The organism is Arsenicibacter sp. R0_47 (assembly GCF_057652235.1).
This window is the reverse complement of record NZ_JBYFCJ010000003.1, coordinates 477,271-492,190: the sequence shown is the minus strand read 5'-3', so window position 1 is coordinate 492,190 and position 14,920 is coordinate 477,271. Positions and strand designations below refer to the sequence as shown.

At 54.0% G+C, this 14,920-nt stretch carries 11 protein-coding genes; 5 read left to right on the top strand and 6 right to left on the bottom strand.

Annotated features, from left to right (window positions below; genetic code table 11):
* Nucleotides 1-63: 63 nt before the first annotated feature.
* Nucleotides 64-801, bottom strand: a complete 738-nt coding sequence (locus tag AC23NW_RS08135) for a LytR/AlgR family response regulator transcription factor (protein WP_293834191.1) — start codon at nt 799-801, stop codon at nt 64-66.
* Between the two features lie 83 nt (nt 802-884).
* Here AC23NW_RS08135 and AC23NW_RS08130 point away from each other — a divergent pair, with 83 nt between their 5' ends.
* Nucleotides 885-3,935: a sensor histidine kinase gene (locus AC23NW_RS08130; RefSeq protein ID WP_487448801.1), complete on the top strand. Its 3,051-nt coding sequence runs from the start codon at nt 885-887 to the stop codon at nt 3,933-3,935.
* A 21-nt stretch (nt 3,936-3,956) separates the two neighbouring features.
* Here AC23NW_RS08130 and AC23NW_RS08125 read toward each other — a convergent pair whose 3' ends face one another.
* Nucleotides 3,957-5,492 carry a hypothetical protein gene (locus tag AC23NW_RS08125; RefSeq protein WP_487448800.1) on the bottom strand — a complete coding sequence of 512 codons (1,536 nt, stop codon included), beginning with the start codon at nt 5,490-5,492 and terminating at the stop codon, nt 3,957-3,959.
* 89 nt (nt 5,493-5,581) lie between these two features.
* The gene (locus AC23NW_RS08120) at nt 5,582-7,003 is read right to left on the bottom strand and encodes a hypothetical protein (RefSeq protein ID WP_487448798.1); all 1,422 of its coding nucleotides are present in this window, start codon (nt 7,001-7,003) and stop codon (nt 5,582-5,584) included.
* Nucleotides 7,004-7,241: 238 nt separating this feature from the next.
* On the opposite strand from AC23NW_RS08120, the gene carB reads away from it, so the two are divergent.
* Entirely contained in the window at nt 7,242-10,118 is a 2,877-nt protein-coding gene (gene carB / locus AC23NW_RS08115) for a carbamoyl-phosphate synthase large subunit (RefSeq protein ID WP_293844438.1), read from the top strand.
* Between the two features lie 93 nt (nt 10,119-10,211).
* Here the strand turns inward: carB and AC23NW_RS08110 are convergent, their stop codons facing one another.
* The 3 genes from AC23NW_RS08110 to AC23NW_RS08100 form a co-directional block, all read right to left on the bottom strand.
* Nucleotides 10,212-11,756, bottom strand: coding sequence for a DUF4394 domain-containing protein (locus tag AC23NW_RS08110; RefSeq protein ID WP_487448797.1), 1,545 nt, complete (start codon nt 11,754-11,756; stop codon nt 10,212-10,214).
* Nucleotides 11,757-11,917: 161 nt separating this feature from the next.
* Entirely contained in the window at nt 11,918-12,082 is a 165-nt protein-coding gene (locus AC23NW_RS08105; protein ID WP_293843839.1) for a hypothetical protein, read from the bottom strand.
* A gap of 193 nt (nt 12,083-12,275) precedes the next feature.
* The gene (locus AC23NW_RS08100) at nt 12,276-12,557 is read right to left on the bottom strand and encodes a hypothetical protein (RefSeq protein WP_487448795.1); all 282 of its coding nucleotides are present in this window, start codon (nt 12,555-12,557) and stop codon (nt 12,276-12,278) included.
* A gap of 270 nt (nt 12,558-12,827) precedes the next feature.
* Between AC23NW_RS08100 and AC23NW_RS08095 the strand changes: the two genes are divergently transcribed.
* The 3 genes from AC23NW_RS08095 to AC23NW_RS08085 are packed head-to-tail and all read left to right on the top strand — an operon-like array spanning nt 12,828 to nt 14,906.
* The gene (locus AC23NW_RS08095; protein WP_293843845.1) at nt 12,828-13,349 is read left to right on the top strand and encodes an RNA polymerase sigma factor; all 522 of its coding nucleotides are present in this window, start codon (nt 12,828-12,830) and stop codon (nt 13,347-13,349) included.
* On the top strand, nt 13,330-14,097 hold the full coding sequence (locus AC23NW_RS08090) for a HEAT repeat domain-containing protein (RefSeq protein ID WP_487448792.1): 768 nt from the start codon (nt 13,330-13,332) through the stop codon (nt 14,095-14,097). The genes AC23NW_RS08095 and AC23NW_RS08090 overlap by 20 nt, the downstream gene beginning before the upstream one ends.
* Before the next feature lie 32 nt (nt 14,098-14,129).
* On the top strand, nt 14,130-14,906 hold the full coding sequence (locus tag AC23NW_RS08085; RefSeq protein ID WP_293843851.1) for a DUF4097 family beta strand repeat-containing protein: 777 nt from the start codon (nt 14,130-14,132) through the stop codon (nt 14,904-14,906).
* The last annotated feature ends 14 nt before the right edge of the window (nt 14,907-14,920 follow it).

Here is a 14,920-nt window from a genome sequence, read left to right as displayed (position 1 = left end):
AAACTACTACAAAATGACGGAAATCCGGCCGAATGACCAAATAAAACAGCCGTAATTTCTCGTTTAACCTAAACGCGCTAAAAACTCCTGCTTGCGGCGGCGGGCCACTTCAACCTCGCTGCCGTCCGAAAGAATGACACTGCCGCCTTCGCCGCGGATATACTCTGTGAGGTGTTGCAGGTTGATCACCGCCGCATGATGAATCCGGAAAAAGCCCTGGGTTTCGAGCAGCAGCTCATATTCCTTCAGCGTGCGGGTAGCCACCAGCTGCCGCTTCCCGGTAAGGTGAAAGATCGTGTAGTTTTTATGCGCTTCCAGATAAACGACATCAGCCAGCGGCACAAACATCATTCCCCGCGCCGACGGCACAGCGATTTTCTGCAATACGGCAACAGACTGGTTCTGCTTTTGTTCAGCCACCTGCTGACGCTGTTCGCGTTTCTTATGGCGAAAGCGTTCCAGGGCGCCGGCCAGCTCGTCTTCATCGACCGGTTTCAGCAGGAAATCAAACGCATAGGCCCGTAAGGCCGGAATGGCATAGTGCTGGTAGGCCGTCGTGAACATAATTTCGGCGCCGCACGAACGAACCCGTTCCTGAAAGGTAAAGCCATCCATACCCGGCATCTCAATATCCAGAAAAATCAGGTCCGGCTGCAGGCGTTCGGCAGCGCTCAGTGCCTCCTGTGCCACGCAATAACTGCCCAGAATATCAATATCGGGCGCAACAAAGCCCAGTTTAGCAACGAGTGCATCAAGACTTGGCCGCTCGTCATCGACCAAAATAGCGGTAAAAACTGCCACAAATCCTGCCGGTTAGTGAGTACCCCGAAATATAGCTATACTTACGGGAAGTTAAGGTCCCCGCGATTTCATTCCTCTGTATCATGCGTGTTTTTCTGCTCGCCTGTCTGCTGTTTTATGGGTTGTCTGCCCGGGCCGACGTCCGGTTTCAGCACCTTACCGTTGATAATGGCCTGCCCAGCAATACCACTGAACTCGTTTTCCGCGACTCACGGGGCTTTGTCTGGATTGGTACCAACGCCGGTCTGGTCCGGTTCGACGGCAGCCGCACCCGTACATACCTGAGCGAACTGGCGGGAAAGTCCATTAATGCGATTCATGAAGACCAGTCGGGGAATTTGTGGGTGGGTACAGGAGGTGGCCTGTTCCGGTACACCTATACCCGTGACCGGTTTACGCTTATTCAACTACCACCGGCCCTTACCGGCCTGGCCGCCGGCTGGATTGCGCCGTTTTACATCGACAATCAGCAACAACTCTGGTTTTTCTATCCGGCCAAATGGAGCGTTTTTACCATCAATATCCAGACCTTACGGGTCTTATTCCGTAGCCCCGGTACTGAACTGACCGACCGCGTTATCCCCTATCCACAGCAACCGTTCCGTCCCCTGCAAGCCCTGTATAGCCGGTCCGATCAGGGCGGGATTGTCAAACGTCTGGTGAAGAACGGGCGCGTACTGCCGCCGGAACTGTTCTTTAATGCCGGGTCGGCTACCCTGCCGGAACCGGTATTTCCGGTATCCTACTGGCTCGTTCCTGAAAACGACAGCATTGTCTGGGCAGGCGGCGATGCAGGACTTATCCGGCTGAACACCGCCACCGCTCAATTCCGGCGTTATCAGCCGGATAAGCTCCGGCAACCGTTGGGTACCATTAACCACCTGACCGCATTCGGTAAAGCGCAGCTGGCAGTCAGTTCCGCAACCGGCGGGCTAGTGCTTTTTAATACCGCATCCAGGCGCTTTTACGCCTCCTATACCGTACAGCGTGCCAACCTGCAAAGCATTGCCGGTGATAACGTAAACCGGACATTTGTTGACTCAACAGGCCTTATTATCTGCTCACTGAATAACGGGCGCGGCGTAAGTTACGGTTCGCTGCAACCGACCCCCTTCCGGCAGGTATATGGGCCGCAACAGGCAGGCAGCCTGCACCTGCCCGACGAAACCGTTAGTGCTCTTTGTCAGGCAGGGCCCGAAGCGCTGCTGCTGGGAACACCCTACGGATTGGTAAAGTCAGCCACAACTGCCGCACCGGCAACCTTGCTGAACCGTCTTACAGGCATCACCTGCCTGCAACCGGTCACCGGCAAACCGTTAACGCTAGCCGGTACCAGCCACGGCTTATTTCTGGTCAATACCCTGACGGGACAGCCCAAGCCGCTACCCTTTCCCGGCAACTTCCCGGCCGACCAGGTATTTGCCATTGTTCCGGCCGGTACGGATACATGGTGGATTAATACGTATTACGGTGCCTTTACGCTGACCCTGCATCCGGATGCTCCGCTCACCTGGCAACCGGTTGACTTTGCCGATATACCCGGCGCCGCGGTTGTAAACACAGCTGCCTACGCCGACCCTGATGGCCGGACGATAGTTGTCCTGAGTGAATACGGGAATCTGATCTATACCTTCAGGCGCACAGCCCGGGGCAACTGGAAACGGACCGCAAAGCAGCGGACGGACCTTCTCGGGCAGCAGATTACGGCCGTTCCCGGCCAGACCGATTCGCTTAATATGGCCTGCGGGCAGGGGATTTTCCGGTTCCACAAAAGCACATTACAGGGAAAACTTTACCGCACCCCCCACCCGCTGAACGGCCTGCTGCCTGATCAGGGACATACCTGGTATTTATCAACAAACGGACTTTATCAAGGTAACAGACAAGGGCAGTTATCGCGGCATTTTACCGGGGCAGATGGTATCCGGCCCGGCAACTACATTCCCGCAGCAGCCATGCAGGCGGCCGGTAAGCAGTGGTATTTCGGCAGTCCGGCCGGTTTGTTTGTATACGATCCGGGCAGCAGAAGCACGGAACCGCCTGTAAACCTGCAACTCACGAATGTTACGATTGCTAACCGGACCGATGCCGGCCAGCTAGCAGCGGCCCATACCGGCAACGGCATTGCCTTGCAGCCGGGTCAGGAAGATCTATCGCTCGACTGGGTGATACCGGACCCTGTAGCCCCCAACAGTCATTCGTTCCGCTATATTCTCAGCGGCTACGACAGAAACCGGCAGCGTACGGGAAATCCGGCCACGATCCGCTACACCAACCTACCCGCCGGTGATTTCGTGCTGCTGGTTGATATCCTCGGCCAGTCGGGTCAGGTTTTAGCCACCCGCCGGATTCCGGTACAGGTCACGGCCGCCTTCACCAAAACACGCTGGTACCGGGCGCTGCTGGTGGTACTGCTGCTGCTTACCGTATCCCTGATTGCCTGGCTGCGCATCCGCATCTGGCGCGACGAACAGGCGAGGGCCGAACTGGCACGCCTGCAAACCGAAACCGAGCTGCGGGCGTTGCGGGCCCAGATCAATCCGCACTTCGTTTTTAACTGCATGAACACCATAGATGCTTACATCCTGACCGACCGTAACCGGCAGGCATCACGGTTTCTGCAACGCTTTTCGAAGCTGATCCGGCTTACGCTCGAAAACTCCGAAAGCCGGCTGGTTGCCCTGTCGCAGGAAATCCGGCTGCTTGATTTATACATCGGTCTGGAAGCCGAGCGCTTCGATAACCTCTTCCGGTACCAGATTCAGGTGAGTCCGGAGCTGGAGGAGCGGCCTTACCAGATTCCGCCTTTGCTGTTACAGCCCTTTGTAGAAAATGCCATTCTGCACGGCCTGCGCCACCTGCCCGACCCCACAACCGGCGTACTGACCGTTACCCTCCGGCTTGCCGGTGCAGAGATGCATATCTGTATTCAGGATAACGGTATCGGGCGGGAAGCCTCCGCGCGGCTAAATGCCCAACGCCCCGAAGCATTCCGGTCGATGGGGATGCGTGTTACGGCGGGACGGGTAGCTATTTATCAGAAACTGTACCGGCAAGCGATCCGCGTCGAAACCACCGACTGTTTGCCAGGCACCCGCGTTGACCTGTGGCTACCCGCCTTACTGCCTTCGTAAAGGTATTGTTCCGGGGAGGTTTTAAGGCCTTGCTGCCGTAACGCTCCGGAGCTTCAGCACTTCCCTGCGTTCAGCGGAACTGAACGAACGCGGCGATGCTTCCAGCGCAACCTGCGAAACAACCCCGCTCCAGCCCGCACGGCTGCCTAAATCAATTTCGTAGACCCGCATTTCGCCGTCGCCGGTGATCGGGAAATCAACGTAGCGTTCGGGCTGTACCAGAAAATCGCCGTCTTCCGGCTTCCGCCAGCTGAACCGCGCCGTATTAGCCGGCGTTTTAAAGGCCGCCTGCACATACACTTTCGGCACATTTCCGGCCCGCCAGAACACCATCGGGCTTTTTACCTGAAAATTCACTTTGGTAGAGTCACGGCGGCCCCATTGAATTACCAGCTCATTGTCCGGCTGGCCCTGATCAACGGTATTGTAGTAATGCCAGCCGAGCCGGTTGCGCGTAAACCGGTAATTGGGTGCAATGGAAGCTCTGGGCTGCATCTGGGCAAACAGCCGGATGTCGGGTAATGTACCCACCACCAGATCAAACTCATAGTCGAAGACTTCGTTATAGCCCATGACAATAATCGGCGCTGAGGTCATATAACTGCTTTGCACATCATATTCATTACCGGTTCCCATCCGCCCGAACATACCGGTCACGAACCGAAACTGATCCGGTGTATACAGCCCGACGCCCTTACCTTCCTTGTTGAGCAGGGCTGTCCAGTTTTCGGTGGCATAGCGGGGTGTCAGATCACTCTCACCCGTAAATTCGGTAACGGCATCGTTGGTAAACGGCTGCATACCCGTATAACTCACAATCCGGTAATAGGGTCCGTTAAGATAGACACAGGGCAATTCCTGCGCCCTGGCTTCGTATTGGGTTGTATCGCGCCGGTTGATCGTTGTGCGGCTGCGGACATGGACGTTATTGCCTTTCAGCTCAATCCAGTGTTCCATAATACATTCGGCAGGCTCTTTCAGCAATGGCCAGATGTAGGGAACCGTTTTTACATACAGCCGGGTGCTGTCAATCTGCTGCGACGTAACAACGAGTGAGGGGTTATTGTAGACATCGCCGGTTTGCACGGGGTTCCAGCCCAGGGCCCACCATTTAGCGACCGGTTGCTTGCCATTGGGCGTAAACGGAATCGGCCCCGAGTAAATACTGGTCTGTAACTGACGGCCGAGGTCGAAGTTGTTCACCATGTTTTCGCCGTTCCAGCCATCCGACAGGTAGGTAATGCCGCCGCCCGCATTCAGGTTGATGCCAAGCCGGATTTTGCCGTTCCACAGAAAAATATGGGTCGGCGGCGGTGGCGGGGGTGGTGGTACGGGCGGCTGACCGGGCGTAGTTGTTGTGGTCTGTCCCGGAGGCGTTGTCGGGTCTGTCGTACCGGTTCCGGTACCATCTCCGCCCTTGGCAACCTGTGTCGTACTGGAAACCGGCGTCACCGGTTTAGGGCGGTTTGTGGGCCTGACTTCATCGCTGCATCCTGTCAGATACCCTATCACCATCACACACACTGCCATCCCCGGCAGCGATACCCATTGTTTCATAAACCGTTTACCCATTGTACCGGTAAAGATACAATGAAAAACGGGTTCGGCGACCGCCGCAGCACAGACCTTCGTGAGCGGCCTTTCCGTCAGCGTCCCAGTCCGATCCGCCTGATTTTTACAGTAGCATTGGATCGCGCCGGCTGCCCGGGCGTTGGCTCCAGCCCGATCTGGCTGATAATATCCTGCCAGCCTGCTTTACCGGCCAGACTGATCCGGTAGGTCCGGTAAATCCCGTCGCCGGTAATCGGGAAATCGAACGTGCGTGTAGGCAGGGACAGAAAATCTATGTCGCCGGGCTGCCGCCAGATGAACCGGGCAGCGGTTGCCGGTGTCGAGAACGCCGCTTCGATTTCCAGCACCGGCACATCCGTGGCGTTCCAGTAAACAGCCGGACTTTTGAGCTGAAAACTTGCCTTGGTCGTATCGGTGCGGGCCCAGCGCACAGTCAGCTCATTGCCGGTTGGCCAGCCGGTGTCACGGGTGTTATAGTAAAACCAACGGGCGCGGGTACCGGAGAACCGGAAGTCGGGTATCGTTGCCGGGCGCGTTTGTCGGTACGCAAACTGCCGGATATCGTCCAGACTCCCGACGATCAGGTCATACTCAAATTCATAGACACGGTTGTGGTCAAGCACTTCAAACGGCACCGCCGCCATGTAGCTGCTCGATTCGTCATATTCGGTTCCCACGCCGGGAGCGCCGAAGTACGCCGTTATAAAGCGAAACTCATTGGCACGGTATAGGCCCACCCCCCGCCCCGACGCATTGAGCAGCGCCGTCCAGTTTTCGGTTGCATACCGGTCGGTAATGCCATGATCGGGTTTAAACTCATTCACAGCGTCGTTCGTAAAGGGTTTCAGTCCGGTGTAGGTGATAATCCGGGTATACGGTCCGTTCAGGTACACACAGGGTGCCTCCTGCGTACGGGCTTCGTACTGGGTTGTATCCGTACGGTTGATGGTGGTACGGCTGCGGACATGCACCGTATTGTCGCGGAGTTCGATCCAGTGCTCCATGACACAGTCGGCGGGTTCGGCCAGCAGCGGCCAGATATTCGGGATGGTTTTAACGTAGAGTTGCGTGTTGCCGGTCTGCTGGTGGCTGATTACCTGCGCCGGGTTATTGTGCACGTCGCCGGTCTGCACGGGATTCCAGCCAAGGCCGATCCATTTGGTCACCGGGTCTTTGCCATTCACACTGTACGGGATTGGCCCCGAATACAGGCTGGTTTGCAGTTGCCGGCCCAAATCCGCATTATTTACCATATTTACCCCTGATGTTCCCTCAGCCAGGTACGTAATGGCACCACCCGCATTGAGGTCGATGCCCAGCCGCACCTTGCCATTGTCCAGAAAGAGCCGTTTTGGTTCGGGCAGCGGATTTTTCTGAATATCGTCGGGGTTTTCTTCGTAGCGCCGCAGCTTCGGGCGTACATCGCTGCCGCAGCTGAAACAGAACCAGCAAGCCGCTACCAGCAAAACCAGTTGAGTGGATAGTCGTTGTTGCATATCAGGCAGGTTTCCACATTAAAAATAAGAAATAGTATTTTTTATTGTTGCAGACGGCCGAAATCCGATTCTGCAACAAGTTTGTAAGTTTTTACCGGCTCCGGCTTCCTATTTCCGGCTGCATCCACTAATTTTGCGGGATTTTTAGCCTTACCTGATCCAGGTAGCTGACAATCAAAGTACATTATTGTACTTTTTTCAAACGTTCATTATTCGTTTTTCAAGGTCTCGCTGAAAAATGCCCAAAAATCCCAATCTCCGCTCGGTCCTGATTATCGGTTCTGGTCCCATCATTATCGGTCAGGCATGTGAATTTGACTACTCTGGTTCGCAGGCAGCCCGTTCGCTACGTGAAGAGGGTATCGAGGTGTCGTTGATTAACTCTAATCCGGCCACGATCATGACCGATCCGATTAACGCGGATCATGTCTACCTCAAACCGCTCGAAAAGAAATCCATTGTTGAGATTCTGAAGAAGCATCAGGAAATGGGTCGCCCCATCGATGCCGTGTTGCCTACTATGGGCGGCCAGACTGCGTTGAACCTGGCGATCGATTGTGACAAGGCCGGTATCTGGCAAAAATACAATGTCCAGATCATCGGGGTAGATATCAAAGCGATTGAAACGACCGAAGACCGGGAGAAATTCCGGTTAAAAATGCTCGAACTGGGCGTAGGCGTTTGTAAAGGCCGCACGGCCCGCTCGTTCCTCGAAGGTAAGGAAATTGCGCAGGAAATCGGCTTCCCGCTTGTTATCCGCCCGTCATTTACACTGGGTGGTACCGGCGGTGGCTTTGTTCAGCACCCTGAAGACTTCGACAAAGCGCTGACGGCTGGTCTGCACGCCTCTCCGGTTCACGAAGTGCTCGTTGAGCAAAGCGTAATGGGCTGGAAAGAATACGAGCTTGAGCTGCTGCGCGACGGTAACGGTAACTTCATCATTATCTGTTCGATCGAAAACTTCGATCCGATGGGTATTCACACGGGAGACAGTATCACCGTGGCGCCTGCCATGACGCTGCCGGATACGCTCTACCAGAAAATGCGTGACCTGGCCATCATGATGATGGACGGTATCGGCAAGTTTGCCGGTGGCTGTAACGTTCAGTTCTCGGTAAATCCGGAAACCGACGACATCATTGCCATTGAAATCAACCCGCGCGTGAGCCGCTCATCGGCCCTGGCGTCAAAAGCAACCGGATATCCGATTGCAAAAATCGCCGCGAAAATGGCGATCGGCTACAACCTCGACGAGCTGATTAACCCGATTACGGGCACAACATCGGCGTTCTTCGAGCCAGCCATTGACTACGTAATTGTAAAGGTTCCGCGCTGGAACTTTGATAAATTCCCGGGCGCCGACCGGTCACTGGGTTTACAGATGAAATCCGTGGGTGAAGCCATGGGTATCGGCCGGAACTTCCAGGAAGCGTTGCAGAAAGCCTGCCAGTCGCTGGAAATCCGCCGCAATGGTCTGGGTGCCGACGGCCGCGAGCTGGCGGACCAGGAAGCCCTGAAAAAGAGCCTGGCCAATCCGAGCTGGAACCGTCTGTTCCATATCTATGACGCCTTCAAGGCCGGTATGTCGTTCCGGACCATCCAGAAACTGACCAAAATTGACCAGTGGTTCCTGCGGCAGATTGAAGAGCTGATCGAGCTGGAGCGCGAAATTGAGAAATACGATCTGGACGATCTGCCGCCGGAGCTGCTCCGCACCGCCAAGCAGAAAGGCTATGCCGACCGCCAGCTGGCACACCTGCTACAGGTACGGGAAAGTAAGATATACGAATACCGCCAGCAGCATAATATTCGCCGCGTATTCAAATGTGTAGATACCTGCGCGGCCGAATTTGAGGCGAAAACACCGTATTACTACTCCACATTCAACAACCAGGTACCGATCACCACCGATCGTCCGGAGCCGGTTTCGTCGCTGCCGGGTAACGAATCGGTAGCCAGCGACCGCAAGAAAGTGGTTGTGCTGGGTTCCGGTCCGAACCGGATCGGTCAGGGTATTGAGTTTGACTACTCATGCGTTCACGGCGTTCTGGCGGCTAAGGAAGCCGGCTACGAAACGATCATGATCAACTGTAATCCGGAGACGGTATCAACTGATCCTGACATTGCTGATAAGCTGTACTTCGAACCGGTATTCTGGGAGCACGTACACGCCATCATCATGCACGAGAAACCGGAAGGTGTGATCGTACAGCTGGGTGGGCAGACGGCCCTGAAAATGGCCGAGAAGCTGACCCGCTACGGCATCAAGATCATCGGTACCAGCTGGGAAGCCCTTGATCTGGCCGAAGACCGCGGTCATTTCTCGGAGATGCTCCGTAAGCTGGAGATTCCGTATCCTAAGTTCGGTACGGTCCGTGAATCAGAAGGCGCCATTGACCTGGCGAAGGAACTTGGCTTCCCGCTGCTGGTACGCCCGAGCTACGTACTGGGTGGCCAGAGCATGAAGATCGTGATCAACGAACAGGAACTGGAGCAGCACGTGATGAAAATCCTGAGCGACATTCCGGATAATAACATCCTGCTTGACCATTTCCTCGAAAATGCCATTGAAGCCGAGGCCGACGCCATCTGCGACGGTGAAGACGCGTACATCATCGGTATCATGGAACACATTGAGCCGGCCGGTATCCACTCGGGCGACTCCTATGCCCTGCTGCCAACCTTCGATCTGAGCGAAAACGTAATCCGCCAGATTGAAGAGTACACGAAAAAAATCGCCATCGCACTGAAAACCGTTGGTCTGATTAATATTCAGTTCGCCATCAAGGATGAAGTGGTTTACGTGATCGAAGCCAACCCGCGCGCCAGCCGGACGGTGCCGTTCATCTGTAAAGCCTACCAGGAGCCTTATGTTAACTACGCCACGAAAGTGATGCTGGGCGATAAGAAGGTGAAGGATTTCAATTTCAACCCGGTGAAACAAGGCTATGCCATCAAGATTCCGGTGTTCTCGTTCAACAAATTCCCGAACGTGAACAAGGAGCTTGGCCCTGAAATGAAATCGACCGGTGAAGGCATTTACTTTATCGACGATCTGGAAGATGAATTCTTCCAGAAAGTTTATGCAGAGCGCAATTTGTATCTGAGCCGCTAACCAAACGGCATACCCATAAAAAACGGCCGCTGGAAGTTCCGGCGGCCGTTTTGCTTTCTAACGCATCTAAACACGCGTAAACCCAACTCGACTTTAAAATCCTAAGCCGACTGCCATGGCCTGAACCGGCGCAGGGAAATCAGCAATTGGGGTAGCCGCGCCTGTTGCCAGATTAATCCGGCACACTTTCGTCACAGTACCCATACGCAGCAGCGCATAGGCTGTTCCTGTTGTTCCCGTAATATCAAATCCGTTCGCCCCTTCAACATTCCAGCCTAAGGCTCCTACGTCGACCAGCCCACCGGCATTCGGCGGATCCTGACGCACCAGACGGTCGGTATTTGCGTCAATATCATATAAAACTGTCGTGGTTGCTCCCGCAAAGTTGTTGGTATATGCCGCGCCGGTTACCGTTGGCATACCCGGATTCAGTGAACCGTCCACAGCTGCTACCGTTCCATTATCCGGATTAAGCCGCAGGTTCTGACCCGTGCTCGTTACCACCCGGATCCGGTCTACGGTCGGGTTAAAGTCAAAGCCGACATCAATACCCGACAGAGCCGGCGAGAATGGCGAACCAACAGCCGTAGCCGCTCCGTTCGAGACATTGATCGTATAAATCCGGCTGCCGCTACTCAAGGCATACAGCTGCGAGTTAGCTGGCCGGAAGTCGATACCGACGATCATTTCACCTGATTGCAGGCCGGTAAGGGCTTTTACAATCGGTGTACCCGGATTCAGCGGGTTGAAGATCATCAGCCGGTTGAAGCCGTCAACAGCATATGCCACCGGATCAGTCGGGATAGCCAGGCCGATGATGCTCCTGTTCGGCAGGTTGCCGATAGCCTCTGCCTGACCGGTTGACAGGTTGATTTCATACAACACCGGACTGCCGCCGGTCGAGCCAAGCGCAGCCAGTGCCACCCCGCCTGGCGAGATATCAAACCCGCCCGCACCGATGATATTCACACCCAGCGGACCCACTTCGCTCAGCGTACCGTTGTTCGGCGGATCCTGCTTGTAAAGCTTATCGGTTACCGGATCAATATCATACAGGGTTGTCGTGGTAGCGCCTGAGAAGTTATTCGTATAGGCTACGCCATTGATCGCTGCGCCCGGTACGCCATTGATGTTGCCATCGACAGCCACCACCAGACCAGTTTCCGGGTTCAGCCGCAGATCCTGACCTTGATTGGTCACCAGCCGGATGCGGTCTACCGTCGGGTTAAAGTCGAACGCCGTCACGTCGCCGGTCATGGCCGGTGTAAATGGCGTGCTGTTCAGCGCACGGGCCATCCCGTTCATGTGGTTAATCATGTAAATCCGGCTCTGGTTGGTCACCCCGTAAAGCTGACCGGTAGCCGGCCGGAAGTCAATCGCCGTCAGGCGTTCGTCCATCATCAGCCCAGTTACGCTGATGGTAGCAGCCGGTGAGCCCGGATTATCAGTACTGACCTGGAGGAGCTGATTACCATCTGTCAACACGTAGGCAACGGTATTGCCAGGTGTTCTGGCAGCGCCGTTTGTCTGTGCGTCAGGTTGGAAGGAGGCATCCCGGCAGGCGTTTACGCCCAGCAACATACCCGCCAGCACCGTAAGTGTGGCAAAGCGCTGAATTGTTTTCGCTGTAAACATCATCTGAAATAGTTAAAAGGAATTTTTGAATTGGGTAATAGCACTTCTTACGGGAATAAGCTTTAACCGGATTTTAATGTTTGATTTTTTTTGACTGAACGGCCGAAAAAAAGAAAAAGAGCCCCGTCTGAGGCTCTTTCCAAAGATTAATCTATTCGTTTCTGTTAAAAAATCCGTCCACCATGTGGCGTCGTTAAACGGGCCAGCGCTTCAAAAGCCGGCTCATTTCTGTTTACAAACGCGTACACTGACTGCGTCGAAAATAGCCAATTAGACATCGACCGCAGTGCCTGTAAATGGCCTTTCCAGTTAATCCGAATTGTCTGCATATAGGTATTATTTAGTTGAACATCGGCTTACCCTCCATCTATAGTTGAATAAACCTTTCACCTAAATAACTCATTTATAGCACACAATGATTCACCAATAACGATAAAGTACAAAAACTACCTCTTATTGGTCAGCGAATCGGCTATATGTACAATAGATTCTTCTCAGGATGCAGCCCGAAAAAAGGCCGCTTCAGGCCAGAGTTGTCAGCCGTTTGCAGAGCATCAGAATATGGTCAATCAGCCGGTCGTGGTGTTCCATGCTGAACTGATTAATCTGTACCAGCTTAACCGGATGCCATTCAAATGCATCATTAACCGGATCAAAAACGCCGATCGGTAACTCACCGGCCTGATGGGTTTGTTCGTTCAGCAACCGCATGCCTTCATCTATGGTCTGACACGGGAAATAATGATAATTACCCTGCCGGAAATAAACGGCAAAGTATTGTTTTTGTGGGTAGTTGAGCTTCATATGGGTATGGTTGTACGGTCGATAGATGTATGGGTTCAAGGTATTTGTGTTTTGTTTACCAGAGAGAGTCTTAATCCGGGCGGTTGGTTGCACTGTCAGTAGAAAATACTGTAACTATTACCGGATATATACGCATGAAACTCCCTTCTTAGATTTACGTTTAACGTAAATACGGCTACTTCCTGTATTGTAACAGCCTCGCTGATTTTTTTTTGTTTTTTTTCATCGCAGCTGTAATGTTTGCCTGTGCTGCTCGTCTTTTACACAGACATGGACCTGCAAACCTTTAAACAACAAATACTTCCCGTACAGGGCCGGCTTTTCCGGCTGGCAAAGCTTTTTCTGCGGAACCGCGAAGAAGCCGAGGATACCCTGCAGGATGTTTTACTGAAACTGTGGACAAACCGGCAGCAGCTGGACCAGTACCACAGTGTAGAGGCCATGGCTGTTCAGATGACCCGCAATCTGTGTCTGGACAAACTGAAATCGCATGGATATGCCCGCCGGACTGACGATGCAGACCTGAGTATGGTGCAGGCACACATCGGCACGCCCCATCAGGTTACGGAATCGGCAGACACCGTTGCCGTAGTCCGGCGGCTGATTCAGGAATTACCGGAGCAGCAGCGGCTGATTCTGCACTTGCGCGACGTGGAAGAGTATTCGTTTGAGGAGATTGAGCAAGTGACCGGCATGTCGATTAATAATATTCGTGTGGCTTTGTCGAGGGCCCGTAAATCCGTCCGCGACAGCTATACTAAAGTTCTTAACTATGAATCATCAGGATATTGACGCCTTACTGGCCCGATACTACGCAGGAGAAACTACGCTGGAGGAAGAACAATGGCTGAAGCAGTACTTTGCTTCCGGTCCGCAGACGCCTCAGCAAGCGCCGGACGCCGGTATCTTCCGCTACGCTTCCGATGCCCGGACCGAACACCCGTCCCTCGGCACCAGCACGCGGATTGCGGCAAAGCTGACGAAAACCGATGTTATCCACCGGCTGGGTGGCTGGAGCATGCGGATTGCAGCCGGTCTGGCCCTGCTCCTGCTGGGCTTCGCGGCAGGCCGGTTATATACCGGCTCGCCGGCCGGAACAGTAGCCGACAATGGCCAGGCCACTGGCATCAAAAATGTGCTGGCGGTAACCCAGCAAGCCAATACATCGGCCAGCGATCGGATTCTGGCCGTCAATCAGTGTACCGAGCTGCCGGAGGTAAATGAAGACATTACCCAGCTGCTTATCAACACGATGAATGCTGACGACAATGTTAATGTCCGGCTGGCAGCCTGTCAGGCACTGGTCAGTTTCGAGAACGAGCCGGGCGTACGGGAAGCCCTGATTCAGTCGCTGAAATCGCAGACGGATGCCAACGTTCAGATTACCCTGATCGAGTTACTGGTGGGCATTAAGGAAAAGCGGGCGATGAACGCCATGCAACAGCTGGCCCATAGTAAACAGACGATTGACGTAGTCCGGCAAAAAGCCGAAGAGGGCGTCAGCCGGCTAAGCCGTCAAACCATGAATTCTGCTTCTTAAAAAACAATCAATTACCTCAAATACAAAAACTAATGAAAAAGCTAATGCTGATGAGCGCCGCACTGCTGTGGTGTACAGGAACTCTTGTGGCCCAGGATTATAAAGTGAAACTGGGTAAGGATCAGAAAGTCCTGATTGAGATGGATAACAGCAATGTAAAAATCGAGGGCCATACCGGTGATGATATCATTATCGCCGGCGGGAAAACCGACGCACCGCCGGAACGCGCCAAAGGGTTGAAACCGCTGTATAACTCCGCCGTCGACAATACGGGGCTGGGGCTGGCCGTCACGCAGGAGAACGGGAACCTGAAAATTGAGAAAGCCTCGCGGAGTTCACAGGCGATCACCATCCGGATTCCTAAAAAGGCGGCGGTGATGTACGAACAAATGAGCTGGATGGGCGGCAGCAATATCACTGTCAACAACTTCGACGGTGATCTGGAAATCAAGACGAAAAACGGCGACATTGAGCTCAATAACGTAACGGGGCCGGTAGTAGCCAACAGTACGAGTGGTGAAATCCGGGTTGTTTATTCGGCCCTGAATCAGGAAAAGCCGTCGGCCCTGTCGACAATCAGCGGAGAAATTGACGTGACGCTGCCCTCGAACACCAAAAGCAACCTGAAACTGCGCTCAATCAACGGGGAAATGTATACAGACTTCGATCTGGGTATGAAAAACAGCGGGAAAGACGGCTTACCGAAAGTAGCCGGCGGCAATAACATCAACGGCACCATCAACGGTGGCGGGGTCGAAGTACAGTTGAAGACCATCAGCAGCAACATCTACGTCCGGAAACAGAAATAACCCCTCCTGCTCAA

What these genes read in the sequence shown, in the direction of transcription:
- AC23NW_RS08130 (WP_487448801.1), top strand. Translation starts at nt 885, where the DNA reads ATGCGTGTTTTTCTGCTCGCCTGTCTGCTGTTTTATGGGTTGTCTGCC.
- AC23NW_RS08125 (WP_487448800.1), bottom strand. Translation starts at nt 5,492, where the DNA reads ATGAAACAATGGGTATCGCTGCCGGGGATGGCAGTGTGTGTGATGGTG.
- AC23NW_RS08120 (WP_487448798.1), bottom strand. Translation starts at nt 7,003, where the DNA reads ATGCAACAACGACTATCCACTCAACTGGTTTTGCTGGTAGCGGCTTGC.
- carB (WP_293844438.1), top strand. Translation starts at nt 7,242, where the DNA reads ATGCCCAAAAATCCCAATCTCCGCTCGGTCCTGATTATCGGTTCTGGT.
- AC23NW_RS08110 (WP_487448797.1), bottom strand. Translation starts at nt 11,756, where the DNA reads ATGATGTTTACAGCGAAAACAATTCAGCGCTTTGCCACACTTACGGTG.
- AC23NW_RS08105 (WP_293843839.1), bottom strand. Translation starts at nt 12,082, where the DNA reads ATGCAGACAATTCGGATTAACTGGAAAGGCCATTTACAGGCACTGCGG.
- AC23NW_RS08100 (WP_487448795.1), bottom strand. Translation starts at nt 12,557, where the DNA reads ATGAAGCTCAACTACCCACAAAAACAATACTTTGCCGTTTATTTCCGG.
- AC23NW_RS08095 (WP_293843845.1), top strand. Translation starts at nt 12,828, where the DNA reads ATGGACCTGCAAACCTTTAAACAACAAATACTTCCCGTACAGGGCCGG.
- AC23NW_RS08090 (WP_487448792.1), top strand. Translation starts at nt 13,330, where the DNA reads ATGAATCATCAGGATATTGACGCCTTACTGGCCCGATACTACGCAGGA.
- AC23NW_RS08085 (WP_293843851.1), top strand. Translation starts at nt 14,130, where the DNA reads ATGAAAAAGCTAATGCTGATGAGCGCCGCACTGCTGTGGTGTACAGGA.